Source organism: Paraburkholderia sp. JPY419 (assembly GCF_050435705.1).
GTDB lineage: Bacteria > Pseudomonadota > Gammaproteobacteria > Burkholderiales > Burkholderiaceae > Paraburkholderia > Paraburkholderia youngii.
In genome coordinates, this window is sequence record NZ_JBNDKV010000002.1 from 438,848 (window position 1) to 463,391 (window position 24,544).

A 24,544-nucleotide genomic window follows, 5' to 3' on the forward strand; every position below is an offset into this window, starting at 1 on the left:
GGCGACGGGTCTCGCAGCGTCATTTGCACGCGGCCTGCCAAGCCGCACGGGCGCGAGGGGCGGACACTTCGCCGAAATGTGCGGTCCGTCGTTCGGCAATTGGCAATCCCGGTTGCGCAAATGTGTTTTGCATATTGGGGTGGGCCCTCCCACCCGAGACGCCCCGACCGGTGAGCGCGCTGAACACGTTAGCCGACGAAGCCAAAAGCCAGCAACGCGCAACGGCCGCCGCACAACTCTTGCTGAAGCTCATGACCAATTGCTAGGTGGCAGGCGCGGTGAACTATCTTGACGCGGTGACAGCCCAGCGTATCGCACTGGCGAACGAGCGCAACGAAGAGCAGATCGCCGGGCGACGGCTCGCCGCCCAGCGCCTCGAGGAGATGCACACTAGCATCGCCCGCGCGTCTTTGGACGCCCAAGGTGCAACGCCTTTGGCCGCGCGAACCTCCGGAGCCCCACCCCGGCCGAAGCGCCAGTGCGCGATTCGTTCTGCCGGCAAACGTCGGCACGAAAGAAGCAGTGGAAGAGGCGCTCAATAGCCCGGCGTCGTGCGGGTGCTTCGAGCGTGCAAGAAATTTAGCGTTCTCGATGATGCGGGAAAGCCGTTCGCATTCTTTTAGATTCGATTCGAGCAGCTTTCGGAACCACGCGTGGCGCCGCCCGAGCGCAATTGCGAGGGGCTGTGCCTTCCACACATACACAGAACTGTGCACCTTAGGTTCAAAGGCACGCGGGTAAGCTGAACGGATTGAGTCCATTCGGCATCCGTTGTCGTCGAGGAAAGCTGATAAAGACGCGGTGGCATCCGCCTGCTGCGTTATTGATACCTGACATATGACTGTGACAAAGAACCGCCACAACTTGATCGAGAGCGCAGCCGAAAGCGTGCGCCGGCGTTTCGGAGGCTTCCTGTGTGTCATTGAACTGCTCGGTCTCGTCATCATCGGTCTCGCCACTGCCTATGCTATCGGACAAGAGGCCTGGAAAATCATTCGCGCCGGTGACGTGTCACTGACAGATCTGCTGTTGATGTTCCTCTATCTGGAAGTGCTCGCGATGGATGTGCGGTATCTTCGGCTCGGTCAGTTGCCAGTCCGGTTCCCGCTGTACATCGCCATGGCGTCCCTCGCGCGCGATCTGATATTACGTGGAATGGCCGATGGCTGGCAGCAGTTGCTGACGACTACCGCAGGCATAGCGCTCGTCGCAGCAAGTGTGTTAATTCTCCACGTTGAACAGCAGCGGGCCACGGCAGCAGGAGGCAATAGCCAACCCGAGGCCGAAAGGCGGGAGCATTGATCACCGGAATACACAGGGTGCGGCTTGCCACGCGCGGGCCGTTGCACGCAGAGACGGCTTCGCCTGTCTGCCGCGTCAGCGACCGCGACACGCGGGAGCATGGCGCTCAGAAGTCCCAGTATCCTTCCCGGCCGAACAATTCGGCGTAGAAGTCGATAAAGGCGCGCACCTTGGTAGATACGGTCTTTTTCGGCGGATAGACCGCCCAGATCGCCGGCATGGCGGCTTTGGGTTGTGGCTCCCACTCGGGCAGCAGTTGGCTGAGCGCGCCGGAGCGCACGGCCTCGCCGATCGCCCACGAAGGCAGAAACGCGATGCCGCAGCCCGCAATCGCCAGGTCGAGCAGCGCATCGGTGTCGTCCGCGCGGACGCGTCCCTGCAGACGCACCGTCACGGTTGCCGGATCCGCCGCTGCGGACCGGTGGACGAACACCCATCGGTCGTCTGCGGCGAGCGAAAAGCGCACCGCGGCGTGACCGGCGAGTTCGCCAGGGGTAGCCGGCGCGCCGTGCCGGGCGACGTAGTCAGGGCTCGCGCAGATCACGCGCCGGTGGGGCGCAAGCCGCCGGGCCATCAGTTGAGAGTCCGGCAACGCGCCGATCCGAATTGCCAGATCGACGCCGGAGTCGATGACGTTGACGACATCGTCGGTCAAGCTTGCATCGACATCGATCTCCGGAAATCGCTCCATAAACTCCGGAAGATGGCGCATCACATGACGCCTGCCGAACGAGGCGGGCATCGTCACGCGCAACAAGCCACGTGGCGAAGCGTTGAGCGCCGCCGTGACGGCTCGTGCGTCTTCGAGATTTTTCAACACCTGCACGGCCTGTTCGTAGAACACACGCCCCGCCTCGGTCAGGACCAGTCCCCGTGTGGAGCGGTTGAAAAGCGCGATGGTCAGATCCCTCTCGAGATCTGTCATGTACCGGGAAACCGTCGACGTCTTGACGGAGATTTTGGCTGCGGCCTTGCTCATGCTGCCTTCCTCCGCGGCACAGCAGAAGGCACGCATCGCGGAGAAATAATCCATTGGTCGGCGCTCCAGGAAGAAAAGGACGCACGCAATGCTGCCTGCTTGCATGCCAGCGCATTGTACGACGCGCGCCGCCACGAGCTATCCCTTTGGCGCAAAGCTCATTTGCGCGCGGCGCAATTCTGGCGTGCGACCGTTGATCGTATAGTCGAATCAGCAGTCTCCCACGGGCGTCGCGCTGAACCATGGCATCACATGGAGCAACGCCTTCAGGCGTGCGCGTGGACTGAAGGCGCAGGCTTTGCACATCAACGGCCCGCGCCGCCACGCTGCACCGCTTCCAGGCAAGGCCGATGTGCGGCAGCTCGCGGTGCGAAAACACACAGCGTTCGAGAACCGCCGCCGAACGCGATCTCGCCGCTATCGCTGATCAATTCTTTACAGCTTCCATGAGAACTTCACGTCGCACCTTGCTGGGCCAAAGTCTCGCCCTTCCCCTCAGTCTAGGCCTTGCGCCGTGGTTGTCTCTGCGCAGCGCGAAAGCCAACGCCGAGCCGCAATCGCTCGCGATCGTGATGAATTCGGGGGAGGCGAGCGTGTCGGTAATCGACATGGCCTCGCGCGCGGTAATCCGCACGCTGCCCACGATGCGCGAACCGAGTCATTGGGCGCTGTCCCCGGACAGGAGCAAGCTCTACATTGCGGACGCCAGCGGCAACGCGCTGTTCATTGTCGATCCGCGCACTGGCACGTCACTGGGACACAAGAAGATCGCCGACCCGTATCAGCTCGGCTTTACACCTGACCGCCGTTACCTCGTCATCAACGCACTGCGAATCAACTACGTGGACATCTATCGCGCGGACGACCTGACGCTGGCCAAGCGCTTTTCTCCGGGGGAAATGCCGAGCCATCTCGACTTCTCGCCCGACTCGCGCTGGAGCTTCAATTCGATGCAGGAGTCGAGCACGCTCGTATCGTTCGACCTGCAGACCATGACGATCCGGTGGAAGTCGAAACTCGGCTCGACTCCTGCGGGCGTGCTGTGGCACAACGGCAAGGTGCTGGTCTGCGTGATGGGCGCGGATCACGTGGCCGAAGTCGATCCGGTCACGGGCGCGGTCCTGCGGCGCATCAAGACCGGAATCGGTCCGCACAACCTCTTTCTGACTCCCGATCGCAAGACGCTATATGTCACCAACCGCGTGGGCGGTTCCCTCGCGGCGCTCGACGCGGCTACGCTGGAGCTACGCCGCACTTATCCGCTCCACGCCGGAGGCCCCGACGACCTCAGCATTGCCCCGGACGGCAAGATCTGGGTTACCCTGCGATTCCGCGAGCAGGTTGGCGTTCTCGATCCAGACACCGGTCACTACGACACCATCGACGTCGGCCGCTCGCCGCACGGCATTTTTCTCTCCACGCAACTGAGCCATCCGGGTTACGTTTCGGCCGAACTTCTGTAGGGCGCCCCGTGCTGATATTTCTCGACCGGTGGTTCAGCATGCTTGCCGGCGGCATCGACACCTATCTCATTCTTCCGGTCCTCTACCACTTCGGTTGGATGGAGTGGGAAGAGCTGTCGTTCGATTGGGCGCTCATCGGCGTGTACGGCTTTTTCGCGGTGGTCGTTACCTACGCGGTGTGCTGGCCGCTTGAAGCGCTGTTTCCGATCGAACGATGGGACGACCGCAAGACAGTGCTGATCGACGCGCTATATACCGTGTTCAACCGGGTCGGTATTCTTCCCGTGTTCAGCTTCCTGCTGTTCTACCAACTGCAGGTGTGGGTCAATGGCTTCGTGGTAGCGCACGGCTATATTCCACCGACGCTGGAGATGCTCGTTCCGCCGCTGCTTGGGCATCCTGTAGCCACCTTCGTCGCATATGCGCTCATTCTCGACTGCGCCGACTACTGGCGTCACCGCATTTCGCACATGTTCCGCAGCGCCTATGCGCTGCATGCATTGCACCACGCGCAGCGTCAGATGAGTTTCTGGTCCGACGACCGCAACCATGTTCTGGACGATCTGGTCGCCGGTATCTGGTTCGGCGTTGTCGGACTCGCAATCGGCATCCCGCCGCTGCAGTTCCCGCTGCTGTTCCTGTTCATGCGCTTCATCGAAAGCCTCAGTCACGCCAATATCAAGCTCTCGTTCGGCTGGCTTGGCGACCGTCTGCTCGTATCGCCGCGCTTTCACCGACTGCACCACGGTCTGCGCGCCGCCGGACGGAACTCGTGCAATTACGGCGCCGTGTTCCCGGTCTGGGACATGATGTTCGGCACCGCGGACTTTTCCAACGAATATCCGCCTACCGGCGACCGGCGCGCGCCGGAATCGATGGCGACCGGCGGCTACTTCGAGCAGCAACTGGGAGGTCTGCGTTTTTTCCTGGAGGAACGGCGGCGGATCAAAAAGCGGCGCAAGCGCTAGCTGCACTGCGCCACCAGACATCCCGGCGCTCGCGTCCGCGCGGCATCATGTGTACGCGAGCATTGCACCGCTGGCTTCGTTCGTGAGAGCGCTTCGCATGCGCCGCAACGGCATGTCACGCAGCGTTCCTGGCTACGGCTGCAACGCCCCTGCTCGCGATTGTGATTGCGATTGCGCAGCAACAACGCAACACAACAATTGCGGTCACCCCTCTTCGCCTGGATTGCCCACGTGGAATCCTCAGCTTTCTGTGGGCACCAAGAACTCAGCGCACAACGCCGCATCGCCAACCTCCAGCGTGCCGCCCCTTCGCTTACCTTCGAAGGAAAACACGGCCAGTCACAGCTGTTCCAGGCGCAACGGATGCCACCGACGCGTGGCCTCTTTTTACAAAACTGTTTTGCATTTTTTGCCATGCTCTTTGCGCGGCCTAAGCCGACATTCGAGATAACCAAGGCTTCGATAGTCCAAGGTGATTTGTTTCCTAACGAACAGGGGCGTGGCCAGCATCCTGCGCGGTTAAAGAGACTCCCCTCGGGCCTGTCGATCTCACAAGGGGATCGACGCAGGCTCGCCAGCCTGTCTCCCCACGCAAAAAGGTTAGAAGCATGAAGATGAAGATTGGTGCACGACTGATGGCAACGTTCGTTGTTGTGCTGGCTTTCCTGTTGGCCATCTGCTTGACCGCTAACCTGCAGATGGCACGTTTGAATGCGACCACGCAAGACATAGTCGACGTTCGTGCTGAGCAACTGAAACTTGTGAACCAGCTTCAGGTTGCGACGCTGCGAGCAGCAGCGTTGGCCTACTTCGCGCTCGAGGAACCAACGCCCGAAGCCCAACAAGCCGCGCTCGAACAGGCCCAGGCTCTCGCCGCTGAGAGCGATTCGATCTATGAGGCTATCGCTCGCCTACTCACCACTGCGAAGGGCAGAGCTTTGTTCGACGGCGTGCTGCAGGCGAATGCGCTCTACCAGCAAGCGATGAGGCCCGCCTACGCGCAATTGGCGGCGCATGACACTAATGCGGCGCGGGCGGCGCTTCTGACAGCCATGCCGCTGCGCAATGCCTTGATCGAACATCAAGACGAATTACAGCGTCAAGCTCAGAGCGTCATGGATGCCTCCGCGAGGGACAGCGGCGCCGCGTATGACGAGGCGCGTGCGCTGATGTGGGGAGCCGCGGCGCTGGCGCTGGCCGTGACGCTGATACTTTGCGCGCTGGTAACCCGTTCGATCGTCCGTCCGTTGCAGGGTGTGGTCGATGGTGCCAATGCCTTGGCGCGTGGCGACCTGCGAGTACAGATAGACGCGCGTAGTCACGGCGAGCTCGGCGATCTGGCCCGGTCGGTGAATCATGCGATCGGCCAGTTGGCAATCATCGTCGCGGGCGTCAAGCACGCAAGCGCGTCGATTTCCTCCGCTACCCAGCAGGTCGCGGCGGGAAATGCCGATCTGTCGCAGCGCACCGAAGAACAAGCCGCCTCTTTGGAGGAAACGGCTTCGAGCATGGAAGAGCTAACCGCGGCGGTCCGTCAGAACGCGGACAACGCCCAGCAGGCCAGCGCTCTCGCCAGCAATGCATCGGGGATCGCGCAGCGCGGCGGAGAGCAGGTCAGCCGCGTGGTTGAGACCATGCGACAGATATCCGACAGCTCTGCCAAGATCGCTGAGATCGTCAGCGTCATCGAAGGCATCGCGTTTCAAACCAACATCCTCGCGCTCAACGCGGCGGTCGAGGCAGCCCGTGCCGGAGAGCAGGGTCGAGGCTTCGCCGTGGTGGCGGGCGAAGTACGTACGCTCGCGCAACGCAGCGCGACGGCCGCTCGGGAGATCAAGGACATGATTAACGAATCCGAGGGGCGCGTAACTGCCGGGTCGCAACTCGTCGAGCAAGCCGGCGGCACGATCCACGAGGCCGTTCAGTCGGTAAAGCGCGTGAATGACATCATCAGTGAAATCTCAGCGGCGTCCCACGAGCAAAGCACCGGTATCGAACAGGTGAATCAGGCGGTTAGTCTGATGGATCAAGTCACTCAGCAGAACGCCGCGCTGGTTGAAGAAGCCGCGGCCGCAGCGCAATCGATGGCCGAGCAGGCGCGCGTATTACGTCACTCGGTGGCGGTATTCGAAATTGACAAGCGCGACTCCACGAACCCGACATTCGGGGCGACAGCGCATTCGACTGCGCCCCGGTAGCGGCGCGCAACGCCCACAGGTCCTGCCTGACTTTGCCGCGCCGCGACACGCCGCGACAGCCTGCGCCACCGGAGCGTCCACTTCTGCCCCCGAACCGGATTAGCACATGGTCTGAGTGTTCGTTGATGCGCGCCGGCGACCATACGGCCAAAGGTGTTGCGCGCTCTCGCCGCCAGGATGGTCAAGGTCCACAGTAACGCGGACAACGCTATCGCAGATCTGTCCCGGAGTTCTTCGCGGCGAGTGCGATCGGACCGATCAAGCAGTGGGCGGTGGAATCGAGGTCGGCGTCCGCCATCGGACGGTGTGTTCCGCGCTTTTGCGGCCCGGCCGACATTCGCGTCGGCACGCTTTGAATCGCGTGTTGCGTGATCAGCGACGTTCTCGAAGAAGGTGCAGATAGGTACTGCCCGCATCGGTAAGCGAAAATCGTTCATTGACCATGCTGACGAGGCCGACCTCTTGCAGAGCGAGAAAGTCAGCCGTGGCGGCGGTCGAATCGACTGGTCCACAAGCGAGCATTAACAGTGCGGCAATCTCGTGGGCGCTCAACAATCGACGAAGCCAGCCGCGATGAGCGGATGTCACCTCAGTGTACTTTACCTGCTTCATGCGGAAATCGACGTCTGAAACGATCTGTGTCGGATCGAAAAGATCGCCTTGCCAGGAAGACTCGCGGCCAGTACCGATCGATTGCGATGGGTGCTCTGCCCCGATGCGGCCGGCACCGCGAGCACGTGCTGCCCCCTGGCGTCACCCTCCTCGTGTGAGGCGTTCGAAATCAGCTGTATCCAGAACGGGCGCGCTACCAATGCGGCAAACGCGGTCGATATGAGGACCATGACCAAGCTCGCGCTGCGCGCCGAAACGTTATGCTTCAACAATGGCTTCAAATGGAATGCGACGTCACCGCGCATCCGCCGATCAAATTTCAAGGGTTCTCCCCGGAGCCATGCGTCGGGTCAAGAACCACAACAGGGTTGAGGGGGCGAGAGCGAAATATGGAAAAAGCGTAGATGCGCAAATCCTCCGGCGCGCCGTGCATCCGGCGCCGCCACATCAGAGTTGCACCATCGCGAACTGGTCTTTACCCGCGCGGCAGAGCGGGCAGACCCAGTCATGGGGCACGTCACGCCACGCGGTTCCCGCAGGGATACCGTCTTCCGGCACGCCTACAGACTCGTCGTAAATCCATCCACAAATCACACAGATCCAGAGCGTCCCCGCGCGCGATTCATAGCTGGCCGTCGATGTCATCGTGTCGTTCATTGGCTCAAGTCTTGGGAAAAAATGGAGGCGGATCGGATCAGTACTCGATGCTCAAAGCGTCCCTGAATCCGTCGTGCAACTATGCGGCCGCCTTATGCCAACTCTACAGGCCTGCGCTGAAGGCAGCGAGCTTGCCAAGCACGGACCAGTCGAGATCGTCCCACCCCCGCGCGGAGGCAGCGACCAAACGGTCACGCACGACACTGGCGATCGGCATCGGAGTGCGAAGCGTTTCCGCTTCCGTGAGCGCAAGACGCAGGTCCTTCACCGCGAGCGGCACCGTCATTCCGGGTGGTGCATAGCGCTGATTCACGATCTTGCCGCCATAGGCCTTGTGCACCTTGCCGTCGAACATCGATTCGGTCAGCACCGAGAAGGCGACATGCGGGTCGACGCCAGCCTTCCGGAGGAACGCGAGGACCTCGCCCATGCTTTGCATCGTCGACGCCGTCAGCACATTACCGGCCAGCTTGAACGTGTTGGCCAACTCAGGCGCCTCGCCGAGCACGAACACCCGCTGCCCAAGGCGCTCAAGAATCGGCATACACCTCGCGATAGTCTCGGATGCACCGGCAGCGAGGATATATAACTTGCGAGCAGCGGCGAGGTCCGGGTTTCCCAGGACCGGCGCTGAAAGATAGCCTTGACCGACAGAATAGTGGAGGTGCGCGGCCTCGCGAGCGGCGTCGGGACTGATCGTGCTCATCGAGACATGCACCGCGTTCGTCGCCAGAACACCTGACAGTCGTTCGGCAACCGACCGGATTGCGGCGTCGTCCGAAACCATGCTTACCACGACGTCGCAATTGGCGAGCGCCTCATAGCTTCCCGCCGCGACGGCGCGGCCTTGCGCAAGCGTTTGCGCCTTTTGCGCATCCCGGTCGAACACGACCGTCTTGAAGCCGTCCCGGATCAGATTGGAAGCAAACGCGGCTCCCATGCGACCAAGCCCGACAACGCCAACGCACAATGTCTCTGCGGAGCAGACCGGGTGGTCTGCGATGCGCCCGGCGGTCCCGGTGTTTTCGCTCAGTGCTTTAGACAAGATCATCTCCTTGATGCGAGCCGCCGCTTGCTTCACAGCAAACACGGCAGGGGACCGTATTCGCGTCGCCAAGCCGCTCGGCAGCGTGATTTCGATCAACGTAGATTAAGGGCAAACCCCAGTTCTCAAGAACGCCCACGTAGACAACACACTTTTGTTTTTTCGGGATGGCTCGAAGGTGCTGCGGGATCGCGTCGGCGCGCGACTCGTCGCCTGTTCGCTCACCGCGCACCTGACATAACGCCCTCCTCGCCGAACTGTGCTCCCGCGAGCGGAGGCTGTCTGTGCGCATGTCGCCAGCGCGGATGCCCTATCCTTTCGTCGACGCACTTGTCGCGCCCGCTCCGACCCAGCGATGGATCGTTGCTCGCGCAGCACTCGTGCAGTGGTCATTCCGTACAAGTTAAAGGAACACGTCGTGAGCGTCAGCGAATACGCACCATCAGCCGGCACCGCGGCCCAAAGCCAAGGGCCGATCGAACCTCGTGCCGACACTCGCGATGGCCTCGGCCGTCCGCTTCGGGATTTGCGCTTGTCGGTTATCGACCAATGCAATTTCCGCTGCGCTTACTGCATGCCAAAGGAAGTGTTCGGCAACGACTATCCGTTTCTTTCATCGTCTGCACTCTTGTCTTTTGAACAGATGGTGAAAATGGCGAAAGCGTTCACCTCGCTCGGCGTCGAGAAGATTCGGATCACTGGCGGCGAGCCGCTTTTGCGACGCAACCTGGAAACGTTGATTGAAAAGCTGGCAACACTCAAGACGACAAGCGGGAAACCGGTCGAAGTGGCCCTGACGACGAACGGTTCGCTCCTGGGCGTCAGGGCGCGCGCACTGCGGAATGCGGGGCTCTCGCGCGTGACGGTCAGTCTGGACAGTGTCGATGACGCCATTTTCAGGCGCATGAGCGGTGTCCGCTTTCCGGTGACCCGGGTCCTGGACGGCATCGACGCCGCCTTGGCGGCCGGTCTGGCGCCGGTCAAGGTCAATGCAGTGATCGAGCGCGGTGTGAATGAAAGTCAGATATTGCCAATCGCTCGTCGCTTCCGGGGGACGGGAGTCATTGTGAGGTTCATTGAGTACATGGACGTCGGCGGTGCAAGCGCGTGGGCGAAATCTAAAGTGCTAACCAGCGACGAGGCGAGAGAAATCGTCGAGTCGGCCTTCCCCCTGGTTTCCACGCCGCCTCGCCGCGCTAATGACACAGCTGTCAGCTACAAGTACGCCGACGGCAAAGGCGAGGTGGGTTTCGTCTCGAGCATGTCCAGTCCATTCTGCGGCTCGTGTTCCCGGGTTCGCGCGTCAGCCGACGGTCAAATGTACAACTGCCTGTTCGCGACGCACGGCATGGACCTCAAGCCATGGCTGTCGGACGCGGTCTGCGTAGAGGAAATCTCCAACGCCATTCGCGTTGAATGGCATCGCCGCATGGATCGATACTCGGAGCTTCGTGACGATAGACGCAAGAGCGGCTCCGGCAAGGCCTATCCTACGGTCCGGATGTCGCTCGTTGGCGGCTAGATGCTTGACGAGATTGAAAGCGTTAAAAGCAGGCAACCTCGAAGGGCTGTACTCGACGCTGTGGATTCCTGATTGGATCGAGGAAGATCAGCGCAATGTGTTCGCGTCTGTCTACCGGCTCTGTTTGCTGAGTCAAGCTGAGATGCAGCAGATGCATTTTTTGCTTGCGGGACGCTAGTTCACCGAGTCTATTCGGCTCGCCGAGCGGCATTCGTGTCATAGCCCATCGCGGCCGCGCTGTGCATGCAGTGATTGCACATATCCGCTACGAACAGGGACGGCTCGACGAGGCCCAATCTCCCGGTCGACCTAATACCAGTGATTGACCTCGCAGTTCTTCTCGACAGCACGTTCTTCGCCTGTCGGGTGCCCGTGCACATCGCCAGCGGGGAACATCGAGCAAGCTTACACGTTGCTCGATCATGCGGAGAGCCTCGCCCACGCGCCGCTGGGACGGACTGATTTCGGGCGTCCAGGTCGGGCGCCCCCGCCTTTTATCTGAGGGAAGGCAGGTGACGGAAGCTGCGTCAAGCGTCACGCAACTGAATCGACTGACTGGCTCGCGCACCGCCGCATCGAAACAGCCCTCGCCGGAGATCGAAACGTTCCGCGCCATCGCAGTGGCGTCGCTGGCGATGCCACGGAACCGTACAGAGGAAGCCGTCGCGTCGCTGACGTTCGCGTTGCGATGCGTCGGAAACCGTCACAACGACTATCTCGCAGTGCGCCGCCGTACTGTTCTCGCTATCGTCTGGCTGCGCCGGAACGACCAGGCGGTGGCGGCCGATTGATACGGCGTCGCCTCAGGCGACAAGCGTTACCGCATGAATCAGCACACCGACCACACCGCCAACAAACGTTCCGTTGATGCGCACGCATTGCAGTTCCCGACCGATTTCGATTTCAATTTTGCGGCTGACTTCGCCCGCGTTCCAGCTTTTGACGACTTCGGTGATGAGTGCGGATAACAAATGCCGATAGCGCGTGACGAGTTCACGCGCTAGCTCGAGCCACCACACGTTGAGCTGGCGCTGCATCGCAGGCTCGCGGGCGATGCGCCTGCCGAGCGACATCAGCGTGCGCGCGAGCACGTCGCGCACAGCCGACTGCTCGCGGCCGAGGTCGGCGACCATGCGCGTGCGCAGCCAGTCGAGCAGCCCGCGATAGCCGCCGGCCCGGCCAAAAAGTCGAATGCAGTCGCGCAGCAGCGACTTGCCGAACCGGCGATGCGCCGCCGATGTTCGCAACTGCACGATCAGCGTTTGCAAGGCCTCGTCGAATTGGCGGCGCAGCGCGTGCTCGTGGTTCGCCGCCACCTCGTGCAGCAGCGCGAGGATGCCTTCGATGAACTTGCGCACGATGTAAGCGTCCAACGGCGCGGGCGTATACCTTGACGCCTCGCTGAACTTGGCCTTTATCATGTCGGTGTTCGACGTCAGCCACTTTTCAAACGCCGCGAGTCCGTGGTCGAGCAGAGGCCGATGCCGGTCGCCTTGCGTCAGCACATCGAGCGCGTCGCCCGCCACGCGCGCGACATCGAGCGTGCGCAACTGCGGCGCGACGATGCGCTCGAACAGCCACGCGATCTGCGCTTCCTCCATGCCGTCGATAAGCCTCCCCAGCGAATCCGCCACCACGTCAGCGAGGCCGCGGCTGTTTTCCGACTGCGCCAGCCAGCGCGCGAGCGCCTGCGCCGCATTATGACCGCGCAATCTGGCGATGATCAGCTCCGGCTGCAGAAAATGCTCTTCTACGAAACCGCCGAGGCTCTCCGCAATGCGCGGCTGGCTCTTCGGAATGATCGCCGTATGGGGCAGCCGCAAGCCCAACGGGTGGCGAAACAGCGCGACCACGGCATACCAGTCCGCGATCGCGCCCGCCATCCCCGCCTCAGCGAACGCGCGCGGCCACGCAACCCACGCGTGATCGCCCTGCCACGCCACACATGCGAGCAGCAATACGCTCATCAGTAGGAGCAGCGCCGACGCACTCCGCCGCATGCGAGCGAGGCCATGAACCTTGTCGTCTTCGCGTGCATCGCCCGTTGCCGGCCGCGTGCCGTCGCCGCCGCCGGAGAGACTCAACGCGTCTCCTGCCGCAGGAACCGGTGCACGACTGGCGCAACTTCGTTCGCACGCGAGATCAGAAACAGGTGGCCGTCGTCGATCACATAGAGCGTCGCTTGACGGATACGTGCCGCGAGAATCTTCGCGTTGATCAGCGGCACGATCGGGTCGTCGTTGCCATGCATCACCAGCGTCGTCTGGCGTAACGTGCCGAGCCACGGCAGGCTCGTCCAGCCCGAAACGGCAAACAACTGATACAGGTAGCCACGTCCACGCGGCGGCTGCATGTGCCGGCTGTGCGCCTCGAGCAGTGACGCGTCGCGCCGGTATGCGCCGCCGTAGAGGTCCGCCCCGACTTCCTGCATGTAGGTGGGATCGGTGTAGCGGCGCGGCCTGATCATCTTCGTCAGCACGGAAAGCTTGCCCGGTACCATCAGTACTCCGGGCGAAGTGGCCGCCAGAACTAGGCGCCGGCAGCGGCGCGGATACAGATGCGCGAAATGCTGCGCCAGCGCGCCGCCCCACGATACGCCGAGCACATCGACTTCGCCGTCGTAGCCGAGACGCGACAGCAGCTTGTCGGTCAACGCCGACAACGTCGAAAAGCGGTACGGCACGACGGGCGTCGGCGAACCGCCGACGCCCGGCACGTCGAAGATGATCACGCTCACATCGTCGAGCGCAGCGACGAACGGTTCAACCAGTTCGAGATTCGCGCCGATACCGTTGAAAATGAGCAGCGGCGGCGATGCGTCGCTGCCCTGCCACGTTGCGACGCGCAAGGTCTGGCCATCCAGATCGAACAGCCGGATTTGCATGCGGCAGTCAGACTCAGGGCTCATGTACATTTCCGGCTTCCAAAAGTTCTTCTGGATGGGTTTGCATTCCCCGGCGTGCCGCACGCGCTGCGTTGCGTTACTTCTTCTTCGGCAGAAGCCGCGCCTTCAGCTCTTCGACATCCTCGGCCGCGCGTTTGGTCACTACGGCGAGGGCGTCCGACTGCGCGCGATAAGCCGTGTCCGCGAGATCCTTAACCTCGACGAGCGCTTTATGCAGCGTCTGCCTGGCGTTCTCTCCCCTGCTGGTGATGGGCTGCTCGCCGGACTGCGTCACGGGAGCGAACAACGCCTGCACCGCGCCGAGCGTCGTGCGAACGATCTCTAGTTGCTTCTGCGCGAGCGACCGCACGCCTGCAAGCGAGGTAGTGTGGGCTTCGGCGATTGCGTCGATGTCCTTGCTGCGGGATTCGAGAATCGCGTTGACATCGAGGATGGGCAGCTTGAACTGTCCGATGAGCTTTGCGTACTCGCCGAAGATGCTCGTCGTGCCCGTGAGGTTGGTCGTGCTGTCCGTGCTGATCGGGTTGGCCGTGTTGGTCGTGCTGGTCGATGCCATCGTCGTGACTCCATAGTGACTGCGTTGAAGAAAATGGTGAACGTCATGCTTCCACTACGTAGGTTCCCGGTGCCTTCGCGCCAGATGGATTCCGCGCGCTACCGACGGCACCCGGTGCTACGCGGCGCTCGCCCGATTGACCTGCGAGCCACTTGCGCCAGTCGTCCCACCAGGAATCCTTCTCGGCCACGGCGTTCGCCAGCCATGAGTCAGCATCCGTGTGCAGATCAGGATTGAGGAAAAACTGCGCCTTAGGGTTGCCGGGCGGATTGATCAGGCTCTGGATATGCCCGGCCGAACTCAGCACGAAGCGGGTCGTGCCGCCGAAAGCGCGCGCGGTGTTGTAGACGCCCTTCCACGGCGTGATGTGATCGGTCATGCCTGCCACGACATATTTCTCGCACGTGACTTCAGACAGGTCGATCGGCGTACCTAGCACGCTCAGCGCACCGGGCTTGCTGAACAGGTTGCCCGTGAAGATGTCGAGCAGTTGCCCATGAAGACGCGCGGGCAGACGGGTCGCGTCGTTGTTCCAGTACAGGATGTCGAACGCGGGCGGCGCCTTGCCGAGCAGATAGTTGTTGACCCAGTAGTGCCAGACGAGATCGTTGGACCGCATCCACGCGAACACGCGGCCCATTTCCTCGCCGGCCAGCACGCCTTTCGAGGTACTGTTCTGCTTCGCGGCCGCAATCATTTCCGGCGTCGCGAACAGACCGATCTGCGAGTCCGCCGTGTTGTCGAGCACTGCGACCATCAGCGTCGCGGAATGGACGCTCGTGTCGCCGCGGCTCGCGAGATGACCAAGCAGCGCAGAAATTGTCATCGCGCCCGAGCACGCGCCGTGCAGATTGACATCGTCATGGCCGGTGATTTCGCGCACCGCCGCGATCGCTTCGAGTAACGCGGCCACGTAGGTATCGAGATCCCAGTGGCTTTGCTCCGCAGTCGGATTGCGCCAGCTCACGACGAACACCTGGAATTCGCTTTTCACGAGATAGTCGACGATGCTCTTGCCGTCGGACAGATCGAACACATAAAACTTATTGATCTGTGGCGGCACGATCAGTTGCGCACGGGCGAATACCCGCTCCGTCGCGGGCGCGTACTGGATCAGTTCGAGTACTTCGTTGCGAAACACCACCGCGCCCGGCGAGGTGCCGAGGTTCTCGCCCACCTTGAACGCCGTCTTGTTCACCTGCGCGGGCATACCCTGGTTTTGCAGTATATCCATCACGAGATTGCGCAGACCTCCAAGCAGGCTCGCGCCGCCGGAATCCATCACTTTCTTCAGCGCCGCCGGGTTGCCGAGAAGGGTGTTGGTCGGCGATACGGCATCGGTGAAGAGCGATAGCACGAATTGCGCTCGATCCTTCGATTTCGCGTCGAGGGCGGAACGGTCTACGAATCCTGTCAATGCGTTGCACCATGTGACGTAACCTTGCATCGTCATCCGGTATATCGGCATGTCGCGCCACGCCGGATCGCTGAAGCGCCTATCGCTTTTTGGCGGTTTGCAATCCGCGCTGCCGTCGAATACCTCCATCAGATCGCGCACGAGCGCCGCTTCCTGCTCAAGCACGAGTGAAGGCTGACGCAGCGCCTGAGCGCAGACCTGCTGCACCGTTGCCAGAATGTCGCACGGACGCAGCCCGACGAACGGATTCGGACCCGGCGTGCCGTTCGCCGCCAACGCTGCGGCATCGTTCGCCCGCGTGTTGCGGACCGAGGCTTCCTCTGTACTCCTCATCTTGATTTTCCCTATTGCCGCCATCCTCCGCCCCCTCCTTGGGTATCACATCGCGTTACGCCGCGAGCATGACGAGTGACTCGGCGATCAGCGCCGGTTTGGCCTCGCCCTCGATCTGCAACTCGTTCACCGTTTTAATGATGATCCGATCGCCTGGCTTTTTTTCCGCCGACATCAGCGTCACGCGGCTTCGAACGCGCGACCCCGCCTTGACGGGCGTCATGAAGCGCACCCTGTCCAGTCCGTAGTTCAGGCCCGCGGATGCGTCGTCTGGAATCAGTCCGATCTCGATCGCCAGGGACGCGAGCAGCGACAGCGTCAGATAGCCGTGCGCAATCGTGCCGCCGAACGGGCTCTCGCGTTTCGCCCGCTCGACATCGACGTGTATCCATTGCCGGTCGCCGGTGCAGGCAGCAAACGCGTCGATACGCCCTTGATCGACGGCGAGCCAATCCGACACGCCCAGTTCGCGGCCGACAAAGCTTTCGAGCGTGGCAATGCTGTATTCGTTGAGGTTCATCGTGCATGCTCCTTCAGATGCAACAAGTCAGGAAAACTGTTCGCGCAACCACTTCTTGTTCAACTTGCCGACACTCGTTTTCTGCAACTCGTCGACGAACCTGACGATTTGCGGCACCGCGTACTTCGAGATCTGCCCTGTTTTGCTGAATCCCATCACGTGCTCCTTGACATCGACTTCGCTCAGCGGCGCGTCCTTTTTCGGCACGACCAGCGCGACGGGACGCTCGCCCCACTTGTCGTCCTTGATGCCAATCACAGCCACTTCGGCAACGCCCGGGTGCAGGGAAATCAGGCTTTCGATTTCAAGCGAAGATATCCATTCGCCGCCCGACTTGATGACATCTTTGATGCGATCGGTAATCTGGACGTTGCCCGTCTCGTCGATATTCGCGATGTCCTGTGTGTGCAGAAAGCCGCCAGCCCACAACTGCTCGGAGGCCTCCGCGTTGTTCAGATAGCCCTGAGTGAGCCACGGCGTACGCACAACGATCTCGCCATACGCCTTGCCGTCGTGCGCGACCTCCTGCATGTGTTCGTTCACGATGCGCAGGTCGACGAGCGGAACCGGAAAGCCCGTCTTGCAGCGCAGGCGCACTTCTTCGTCGAGATCGAGTGGCTCCGTGCGCGGCGGCAATTGCGCGAGGCTCAGCACGGGGCAGGTCTCCGACATGCCATAGCCGGCGAACACGTCGATGCCGCGGTCGAGCGCGGCGCGCGCAAGACCATGCGGCAGCGCGCCTCCGCCGATTACGATCTTCCATCGGCTTAGATCCACATGTTTTGCTTCGTCGCACGAGAGCATCATGTGCAGCAGCGTGCTGACGCAGTGCGAGAACGTGACGCCCTCGTCGCGAACCAGTTGTATGAGACGCTCGGGCGCATACCGTCCCGGATAAACCTGCTTTACGCCGAGCGCCGTCGCGATGTACGGCATGCCCCACGCGTGCACATGGAACATCGGCGTGACCGGCATGTACACGTCCCCGCGATGGAAGCGCTGGCCAGACACGGGGCTCGCCAGAGCCGCCATCAGCGTGACGGTGTGCAGAACCAGTTGACGGTGCGAGAAGTACACGCCCTTCGGCAAGCCCGTCGTGCCCGTCGTATAGAAAGTGGTGGCGCGAGTGTTCTCGTCGAAGTCGGGGAAGTCATACGTGGACGCGCTTGCGGCGAGCATTGCCTCGTAGTCGGTTACGAACGCGATCGTTTCCGCCAACGCTTCGCTGTCCGGTTCGTCGATAGGAATGAACGTCCGAACGGTTTCCAGCTGGTCCTTGATGGCTTCCACGACGGGCAGGAAGTCAGAGTGAACGATCAGCACTTCGGCGCGCGCGTGATTGATCGTGTAGGCGATCTCCGCTTGCGAGAGCCGCACGTTGACCGTCTGGAGCACGGCGCCCATCATCGGCACCGCAAAGTACGATTCCAGATAACGATGGCTATCCCAATCCATCACGGCAACGGTAGTGCCGAGGCGAACGCCCAGAGCGTGCAGGCCGCTTGCGAGCCGCGCAATGCGCTCGCGCAGCGCCGTGTAGGTTAGCCGCAACTCGCCGCGGTAGACGATTTCCTGGTTCGGCGCCTGAACGAACGACGTGTGCAGCAACTGCTTGATCAGCAGCGGATAGGCGTAGGGAAATGGCGTCGAATTGCGCACGGCGTCTTGCATGGGTGTCTCCTGAAGTCGTGGTAAGGGGCGGCCAAGCACAGGCCCGTAAAGCCAGGTCGCACACTGTGCGCCCGGTTGAAATCAGCACCGGTTCGTTGGTGGAGCAGAACAGACTCGAGTACTGTCTGGACGAACACCTACAGCTACAACGAATTTTCCAGCCCCCGATCAGGGCCGCGCGACGCAATGACGTCGCAACGGCCTGTCTGACGTTCTATCCCACAAGGCCGCGGCAACCGTCACCGGCGCTCAAAACCGATAATTGACTGACACAAGCGTCACCAGCGGATCAAGAGTGACCTTTGCCACACTGTGAACGGTTCCGCCGCGAGGAAGCGTGGTGGTCAAGTTGGCCTTGGTTCCGAACGGCAGATAGGAAAACGAAAGAACGCCCGACCAATGCTCGCTGAAATTCAAGGTGACCCCGGCATTGAAGACCGGCGACCACTCGCTATCGACATGGGCACTGGTCGGTAACGACGCGCTCTGGCCATTGGTGAATTGCTGGCTTAGCGATTGCTGAAAAGCGGGACTCACATGGGCATTGGTGAACCAGATATAGCTGACGCCCAAACCGGCATAAGGACGCCATCTCGACTGCGCAGACAGGAAATAGTATTTCAGCAATAGCGTCGGGCTCCACTGTCTGACGTCCCCAAGAGGATTGATAGATGGGGCCTCCAGCGCGCCGGTCCCATAAAACTTGAATTTCGGCGGGATACCGAGCACCGTTTCCAATGCGATGTTATCGGTAAAGAAATGGGTAAACGTAATGCCGACGGTATCTGCGTTGTCCACACTCGCACCCGTGTTCGGTACGGCCTGTCCTCCGACCTCGAGTGGATCGCTCGAGGTTTGTGGTGCCAGGCGCAGCCAGCCTGCCCCCACGACATTGCTTCCGGCGGATTGCGCATGAGCGCTCGCGCTTGCCACGACTACACTTGCAACGGCGATGAAATGGCCTCGTCTCACGATTTGTCACCCTCTAATTTAGTTTCGAGTTATTTGTCCCGCGATTTTCAGTGAAACAGCTACGAAATCGCTTTGTGTTGCAATGCGTGTGTAAATAGCCGCCTTCCTTAGTCCTGATTGTGTAGGAGCATGCATGCAGCGTCTTGAACGAAACTGCCGTTTCTCGTTCGGGAAAACCCTTCTGTGTCGAGAGAGCGCCGCAGAAGCATGGCAATGCGGCGCGACGTTGAATCTCGCGGCAGGGAGCGGTTCGAAAGGTGATGGAAGCGTGGCTTGGGTGGGCGACCGACGCAGTGCGCGCCGTCCGTTTCGCAGCGCTACCGGCTGACGAACGGCTTCGGAGGACGATCGATGGCGTCCGCGACAGAGCCATCGTCGTCATGCGCGGGGGGCTTGCTGGCAATGCGCGAGCGCGGTGGCTTCCCGCCGCCGACGAGTTCCCTGCTGACCTGCACGCGCACGAGGCCAGGATTGGAGAGAAATGAAGGAGTAAGGTCGAAGTACCGCTTGAACGTCCTGGTCAGATGCGCGAGATCGGCGAAACCCGTCGAATGGGCGATCTCCGTCAGCGTCGAGCCTGCGGCAAACATCTCTGCTGCCTTGCGCATCTTGGTCCAGAGCAGATACTCGCGCATCGCACTTCCGGTCGCTTGCGCAAAAAGATGGGCAAGGCGGCTCTCCGAAAGGCCACAGAGACCGGCCAATCGCGCCGGCTCCGTGCGCAGCGGAAGGTGCGTGCGAAGCCAGCAGGCCACCGCGTCGACACGCGCATCGGTCGATTGCGATCTCGCCGCTTGTACGAACAGCGCGTCCAACATTCGCTGTGAACCCGCGCGCATCGCTTCGCATTCCTGTGTTTGATTCTGAGCCGCTTCAGCGATTCGCATGACAGACCCGTCCGCCCGGTCCGAAACGTCGACGACCCGCTTTCCTCGCAACACGTTCTTGAACAAACTTTGGCCGAGCGCGCTCGCCGCGTCCAGCTGGATGCTGTACAGCCCCACGTCACGAGCTTCGATCGAGCGCACAACGTTCGGGGCGACGAGTATGACCCGCGCTGTATGGGTTTCGTCTGCCGTTTGGAGCCGCACCGCGCCCCGCGTACCGACGACCACCACCATCGCCGGGCGGGACGTCGCCTTCGCCGTGATACCTGGCGCGGTGTAGATGATGCGATCCGGCAAGATCGACAGGGACGCCTTTGGATCACCCATCAATTGATCCGCACCTGCGCAGTGCCTGTGCGTCGTGTGTCCCGCCGCCCGCGCGTTCCGTTTTCGCGCCGCATGGGTCTCGAACTCAGGGCCAACGACGACCGGCGCGACGGTTGAGCCGTCTCCCCACCAGGTCCGCCGGCGTTCATTGGGCTGACCGCTCGCAGTTGGTCACGACACGCAATAGCAACCTGCTCAACATGCGGCGCTCTTCGTGGGGCAGCACCCGCAGTAGCGCGCGCTCGGCATCGAGCATCACGGCCGGCACGCGCGCCGCAAGCGCGGCGCCCTCCGCGGTCAGGGCCAACCGCAGCTCGCGTCGATCGACGCGGCAGCGGCTGCGTGCGACGAGCTGCCGGTTTTCCAGTTCCTGCATCAAGCGCGATATCCGGCTCGTCCCGCATCCCAGCAGCGCGGCGAGGTCCTGACAGGAGACCTCGCTGCCTCGCGTCAATAGCACGAGCGCGCTAGCCTGCGAGTAGGTGATGGCGAGCGTCGAGAGCAGATGTTGGTTGACCTGCCGCTTCACCGACGCGTGCACCCGAAAGATCAACGAGAACTGCCTGATCGAGGCCGGCTCGGCCGGCGGGGCCGCAAGCGTGTCGTTGTCTGCGGTATTCATCATCGGGGTTCCCGCGCCGCTGTAAGCGACTCGTCGCGATAGCCTCCGCCGAGCGCCTTCGACATCGCGATGTCCTGGCTCAAGCGCTGGCCATCGATCTCCAGCAGCGAAATCCGGTCCAGCAGCACCGGCTGATGCGCTTCGATCGCGCTTAGCCTGCTCCCGAGGCCGTGCTCATAGTGGGCCCGCGCGCTCGCCTCGGCGAAAGATTCGGCATCGATCTTCTGCGACTGCAGCCCCGCCTCGTCGTCGAGCTCGCTGAGCCGGCTTCCCGTCACCGCAACGTCGCGCACGGCATTGAGCACCGCCTGGTTGTATTGGGCGATCAACGCATTGCTCGCGGTGCGCGCCGCACCGAGGTTCCCGTTCAGCCGGCCGCCGTCGAAGATCGGCAGATACAGGCCAGGAACCAGATTGATCTGCTGACTCGCGTGCGTGAACAGATCGGCAAGATGCAGCGCGTTGACGCCGAAGAACGCCTTGATATCAAAACTCGGATAGAACGCGGCTTTCGCGGCGTCGATCTTGTCGAATGACGCCTGCACGTACCATCGCATCGCCTGCAAATCAGGACGCCGCGCGAGCAGCTCGTACGACAGCGTCGAGGGCAGTTGCTCCTGCGACTGCGGCAGCGCCACCGGCTTGATCTCGACGAGATCGTCGGGGCCCGCACCGACGAGCGCGCGCAACGATTCGCGCAGCTGCGTGACCCGGCCTCGCGCTGCAACCATCTCCCGCTCGATGGCGAGCCGTTGCGCGCGCGCGATCTCGGTCTGCGTGTCCGGCTCCAGCCCGCGCTCGGCTCGAGCGGCATGCGCGTCCTCGACGAACGCGGCGACGTCGTGCAGCTGTTGCAGCAGCGCGATCAACTGATAGGTCGTCTGAATACCGTAATAGAGCTGCGCGACATCCGTGGAAATTTCGAGTTCAACTGCGGCGACTTCGGCGAGCCGCGCATTGTGCACGCCGATTGCGGCTTCCACCTGCGCGCGTTGCTTGCCCCAGATATCCACGTCGAGGCTTGCGCCGAGTCCGACGATACCTTCCGTGTACCACGGTCCGGTCGCACCGATCAGCGGTTGATCAGTCGAGTACGCGCCAAGGAACCCGTTGGACGACACACGCTGTCGATCCACCGCGGCGAGCGCCGTGGTCTGCAGATTCGTGCCGGCACGGACCAGGTCGATATCCGACTTCGCCTGCGCGACGCGCGTGCGGGCGGCCAGGATCGTCGGTGAGGCCGCCAGTGCGCGGTCGATCAGCGAATCGAGTTGCGGATCGTTATACACGCTCCACCACTGCGCCTGTGGCCAGCCATCGCGGGCCAGATGGATGTCGTCGGCGGTGCGGATCTGCTGCGGGGCGATCATCGAAAACGGTTTCCCGTCATGGTGGATCATCGCGCACCCAGATAGCGCACAAGCCAATGCCGCAGCCACGCACGCGGCCGCGCGGTGAAAAGAAGATCGAACGGAAAACACGGTCATGCTTGCGAGACCTCAATGGTGAGGGGCATATCGGCGCGGGCGGTGCCCCACGCGGGCAGCTGCGATACTTGGTAGGCGAGATTCCTCGCGCGATCCAGCAATCGTTGATGCGCGAGCCGCGCGGTGTCGCTGGGCGATTCCGCCGCGTTGGGCGCGAGCTGCGCGACGAGGGCATCGAGCGAAACGGCTGCCGGCGCCCGCACCGCCTGTGCATGCTCGGTAAGGTCGACCGCGTAGGCGTCGAGCGATGCGCCCACCGCCTCGCGCCACGCGCTCGCCTCGGGGGCCACACCCTCCCGAGCTTGCGCGCGCCGCTCGGCATCGAGCGCATCCACCGCCAGCAGAATTTCGCGCGTTTGCGCTAGCATCGTCTGCACATGCATCGTGAAGCCCTCGGATTGCCCTTCGGCCATTCGCCAGCCCGGCTCGACGGCAACCCGGGCAGCCACCGCCTCGCAGTCCCCCAGCTCGGCCCACAGCGCCACCGGCGCGGGCTCATCCGCGCCGAGCCCACGCAGGCGTCCGGCAAGACCGTGCAGCAGCCGCGCGAGGCGCTGCCGCAGCGCCTCGCCTTCCGCCTCGGGCCACAGCGTGGCGTGCACGACCGTCGATATGCCGACGCCGAGCACAATGCCGATCATCCGGTCGCGGATCTCGGTCAAGTCAGTCGTCGGGCCGAAATGCTCGAGCAGCGACAGCGCGAACGTGAACATGATCTGCACGCCGGCATAGCTGATTCGCTCTGAACCGGCCGCGACCCACGCGCCGAGCGCCATCACCGGCAGCGAGATAATCAACAGACCGACGATGTCGTCGATGTGCGGTACGACCCAGACCACCATAGCCAGCGCGATGCCGCTGCCCAAAGCGGCGCCGCCGATCCGCAGCAGCGAACGCTGCGCCGTCGCCCCGAGGCTAGGCTGCGCGACGATCAGGCAGGTCAGCATCACCGTGTGAATACCTTGCCAATCGCAGCCGATGTACAGCACGTAACCGACCATCACGGCGAGCAGTGTCTTCAGCGCAAATTGCGCGTAAACCGGATTGGTCGACGCGTCGGGCACGAGCAGGCGTTCCTTCTCCTCTTTCGACTCCGTCGAGTCGGGCGCCGCCGACCGGTGCGCGAACGCGTTGAGCCCATTGCGCATCTCTTCGAGCGGGCCCGGCAACGCCAGGTCGGCCGTCCCGTTCAGCGCATCGGGCACGACGAAGCGTTCGCCCGACCGAATGCTTCGCCCGAGTTCATCGCACGCTTCACGCAGCGCCGACGCGCTGCCGTCCGGGAGGCCGGTTGCCATATCGCGCAGTTGCCCGGCCGCCGCATAGAGCCGCGACACGGTAGTGACGCGAGCCAGATGGAATGCGCGGCGCCGCCGATATCCGGCGTCGCGCATCGTCGAGAATCGCAACAGCTTTTGCAACGCGAGCATGCCGCTCTGAATGTCGCGGGCGCGCGGTGTGTCCGCGGCAGGCGCGCCGCGCTCGACGTCCGCGAGACACGCGTCGACCGCCTTCAGTTGTCCGAGCATCGTGCTCTCCAGCTGCCTGACCGGCTCAGCGGGCAGCAGCAGCGTGTTGATCAACAGCGTGACCAGGATCGGATAGTTCGTGGCGACCCACACCCACAGCGCGATCCGCACGAGGGCCTCGGGCTGATCGGTCAGATCCACGAAGGTTTGTACATAGATGACGACGAGGGCGACGAGGAAAAACACGACGCCGATCTTTGCAACGCGCATCATGTAGACGCTAGCGAAAAACAGCGCAGCCGCCAGCAGGATTCTAAGCAACGGAAAATCGTATGTGAACTTGATGACGAGGATCGCGCTGCCGACCGCCAATGTCGAACCGAGGATGAACAGCACGCCGATCAGACGCGTCATCACGACGTTCGACTGCGTGACGTAGAACACGACGATCAGCGACACCGCGAGAAACGGCACCTGAAGCGCCATGGACGCGGTGATGACGAGCGCGCTCGCGAGCACGCAGCGAAGCATCACATTTGCACGCCCCGGATAGGCCTGGATCTCGTCGCGCACGAAGCGCACGAACCGCCACAGGCCCTCTGGGAGATAGTCCGCGACGTTCATGCCTATGC

General features: G+C 62.3%; 24 protein-coding genes. 7 read left to right on the forward strand and 17 right to left on the reverse strand.

All coding sequences use genetic code 11. The annotated features are described in order from the left end of the window. Positions 1–188 precede the first annotated feature (188 nt). Complete coding sequence (locus QFZ91_RS08260; RefSeq protein ID WP_429566916.1) at positions 189–761, reverse strand: hypothetical protein; 573 nt, start codon at positions 759–761, stop codon at positions 189–191. Between the two features lie 76 nt (positions 762–837). On the opposite strand from QFZ91_RS08260, the gene QFZ91_RS08265 reads away from it, so the two are divergent. After that, positions 838–1,302: a phosphate-starvation-inducible protein PsiE gene (locus QFZ91_RS08265; RefSeq protein WP_429485544.1), complete on the forward strand. Its 465-nt coding sequence runs from the start codon at positions 838–840 to the stop codon at positions 1,300–1,302. A gap of 106 nt (positions 1,303–1,408) precedes the next feature. Here the strand turns inward: QFZ91_RS08265 and QFZ91_RS08270 are convergent, their stop codons facing one another. Next, the gene (locus QFZ91_RS08270; RefSeq protein ID WP_429566917.1) at positions 1,409–2,335 is read right to left on the reverse strand and encodes a LysR substrate-binding domain-containing protein; all 927 of its coding nucleotides are present in this window, start codon (positions 2,333–2,335) and stop codon (positions 1,409–1,411) included. Positions 2,336–2,799: 464 nt separating this feature from the next. Between QFZ91_RS08270 and QFZ91_RS08275 the strand changes: the two genes are divergently transcribed. The 4 genes from QFZ91_RS08275 to QFZ91_RS08290 all read left to right on the forward strand — a co-directional run bounded on the left by QFZ91_RS08275 (position 2,800) and on the right by QFZ91_RS08290 (position 6,910). Continuing rightward, the gene (locus tag QFZ91_RS08275) at positions 2,800–3,744 is read left to right on the forward strand and encodes a beta-propeller fold lactonase family protein (RefSeq protein WP_429566918.1); all 945 of its coding nucleotides are present in this window, start codon (positions 2,800–2,802) and stop codon (positions 3,742–3,744) included. Between the two features lie 8 nt (positions 3,745–3,752). Next, positions 3,753–4,712, forward strand: coding sequence for a sterol desaturase family protein (locus QFZ91_RS08280; RefSeq protein ID WP_429566919.1), 960 nt, complete (start codon positions 3,753–3,755; stop codon positions 4,710–4,712). Positions 4,713–4,943: 231 nt separating this feature from the next. Further along, positions 4,944–5,324 carry a hypothetical protein gene (locus QFZ91_RS08285; RefSeq protein WP_429566920.1) on the forward strand — a complete coding sequence of 127 codons (381 nt, stop codon included), beginning with the start codon at positions 4,944–4,946 and terminating at the stop codon, positions 5,322–5,324. Next, the gene (locus QFZ91_RS08290) at positions 5,321–6,910 is read left to right on the forward strand and encodes a methyl-accepting chemotaxis protein (protein ID WP_429566921.1); all 1,590 of its coding nucleotides are present in this window, start codon (positions 5,321–5,323) and stop codon (positions 6,908–6,910) included. Before QFZ91_RS08285 ends, QFZ91_RS08290 begins: the two co-directional genes overlap by 4 nt. Positions 6,911–7,282: 372 nt before the next feature. Here QFZ91_RS08290 and QFZ91_RS08295 read toward each other — a convergent pair whose 3' ends face one another. From QFZ91_RS08295 to QFZ91_RS08310, 4 genes are all read right to left on the reverse strand, one after another. Further along, complete coding sequence (locus QFZ91_RS08295; RefSeq protein ID WP_429566922.1) at positions 7,283–7,522, reverse strand: hypothetical protein; 240 nt, start codon at positions 7,520–7,522, stop codon at positions 7,283–7,285. Continuing rightward, on the reverse strand, positions 7,519–7,845 hold the full coding sequence (locus tag QFZ91_RS08300; protein WP_429566923.1) for a hypothetical protein: 327 nt from the start codon (positions 7,843–7,845) through the stop codon (positions 7,519–7,521). The genes QFZ91_RS08295 and QFZ91_RS08300 overlap by 4 nt, the downstream gene beginning before the upstream one ends. A gap of 124 nt (positions 7,846–7,969) precedes the next feature. Beyond that, positions 7,970–8,179 (reverse strand): rubredoxin, encoded by a 210-nt coding sequence (locus QFZ91_RS08305; RefSeq protein ID WP_429566924.1) that lies wholly within the window; start codon positions 8,177–8,179, stop codon positions 7,970–7,972. A 103-nt stretch (positions 8,180–8,282) separates the two neighbouring features. Beyond that, positions 8,283–9,224: an NAD(P)-dependent oxidoreductase gene (locus QFZ91_RS08310; protein WP_429566925.1), complete on the reverse strand. Its 942-nt coding sequence runs from the start codon at positions 9,222–9,224 to the stop codon at positions 8,283–8,285. 355 nt (positions 9,225–9,579) lie between these two features. On the opposite strand from QFZ91_RS08310, the gene moaA reads away from it, so the two are divergent. Together moaA and QFZ91_RS08320 are read left to right on the forward strand one after the other, a co-directional pair. Further along, positions 9,580–10,746, forward strand: a complete 1,167-nt coding sequence (moaA, locus tag QFZ91_RS08315) for a GTP 3',8-cyclase MoaA (protein ID WP_429566926.1) — start codon at positions 9,580–9,582, stop codon at positions 10,744–10,746. Positions 10,747–11,258: 512 nt separating this feature from the next. Beyond that, positions 11,259–11,537, forward strand: coding sequence for a hypothetical protein (locus QFZ91_RS08320; protein WP_429566927.1), 279 nt, complete (start codon positions 11,259–11,261; stop codon positions 11,535–11,537). 12 nt (positions 11,538–11,549) lie between these two features. On the opposite strand, the gene QFZ91_RS08325 is transcribed toward QFZ91_RS08320, so the two are convergent. The 11 genes from QFZ91_RS08325 to QFZ91_RS08375 form a co-directional block, all read right to left on the reverse strand. Beyond that, entirely contained in the window at positions 11,550–12,830 is a 1,281-nt protein-coding gene (locus tag QFZ91_RS08325) for a DUF445 domain-containing protein (RefSeq protein ID WP_429566928.1), read from the reverse strand. Further along, positions 12,827–13,660 carry a poly(3-hydroxyalkanoate) depolymerase gene (gene phaZ, locus QFZ91_RS08330; RefSeq protein WP_429566929.1) on the reverse strand — a complete coding sequence of 278 codons (834 nt, stop codon included), beginning with the start codon at positions 13,658–13,660 and terminating at the stop codon, positions 12,827–12,829. The genes QFZ91_RS08325 and phaZ overlap by 4 nt, the downstream gene beginning before the upstream one ends. A 67-nt stretch (positions 13,661–13,727) precedes the next feature. Beyond that, entirely contained in the window at positions 13,728–14,207 is a 480-nt protein-coding gene (phaP, locus tag QFZ91_RS08335; RefSeq protein WP_429566930.1) for a TIGR01841 family phasin, read from the reverse strand. Between the two features lie 43 nt (positions 14,208–14,250). Further along, positions 14,251–15,957 (reverse strand): alpha/beta fold hydrolase, encoded by a 1,707-nt coding sequence (locus tag QFZ91_RS08340; protein WP_429566931.1) that lies wholly within the window; start codon positions 15,955–15,957, stop codon positions 14,251–14,253. A gap of 55 nt (positions 15,958–16,012) precedes the next feature. Then, positions 16,013–16,477 (reverse strand): MaoC family dehydratase, encoded by a 465-nt coding sequence (locus QFZ91_RS08345; protein ID WP_429566932.1) that lies wholly within the window; start codon positions 16,475–16,477, stop codon positions 16,013–16,015. Between the two features lie 27 nt (positions 16,478–16,504). Further along, on the reverse strand, positions 16,505–18,148 hold the full coding sequence (locus tag QFZ91_RS08350) for a fatty acid--CoA ligase (protein ID WP_429566933.1): 1,644 nt from the start codon (positions 18,146–18,148) through the stop codon (positions 16,505–16,507). 249 nt (positions 18,149–18,397) lie between these two features. Further along, a complete protein-coding gene (locus QFZ91_RS08355; RefSeq protein ID WP_429566934.1) occupies positions 18,398–19,120 on the reverse strand; it encodes an OmpW/AlkL family protein in 723 nt (240 codons plus the stop codon). Positions 19,121–19,437: 317 nt separating this feature from the next. Then, the gene (locus QFZ91_RS08360; protein WP_429568609.1) at positions 19,438–20,334 is read right to left on the reverse strand and encodes a helix-turn-helix domain-containing protein; all 897 of its coding nucleotides are present in this window, start codon (positions 20,332–20,334) and stop codon (positions 19,438–19,440) included. A 145-nt stretch (positions 20,335–20,479) separates the two neighbouring features. After that, positions 20,480–20,959, reverse strand: a complete 480-nt coding sequence (locus tag QFZ91_RS08365; protein ID WP_429566935.1) for a MarR family winged helix-turn-helix transcriptional regulator — start codon at positions 20,957–20,959, stop codon at positions 20,480–20,482. Continuing rightward, positions 20,956–22,443: an MdtP family multidrug efflux transporter outer membrane subunit gene (locus QFZ91_RS08370; protein WP_429566936.1), complete on the reverse strand. Its 1,488-nt coding sequence runs from the start codon at positions 22,441–22,443 to the stop codon at positions 20,956–20,958. Before QFZ91_RS08370 ends, QFZ91_RS08365 begins: the two co-directional genes overlap by 4 nt. Then, positions 22,440–24,536 carry an FUSC family protein gene (locus QFZ91_RS08375; RefSeq protein WP_429566937.1) on the reverse strand — a complete coding sequence of 699 codons (2,097 nt, stop codon included), beginning with the start codon at positions 24,534–24,536 and terminating at the stop codon, positions 22,440–22,442. The genes QFZ91_RS08370 and QFZ91_RS08375 overlap by 4 nt, the downstream gene beginning before the upstream one ends. Positions 24,537–24,544 lie beyond the last annotated feature (8 nt).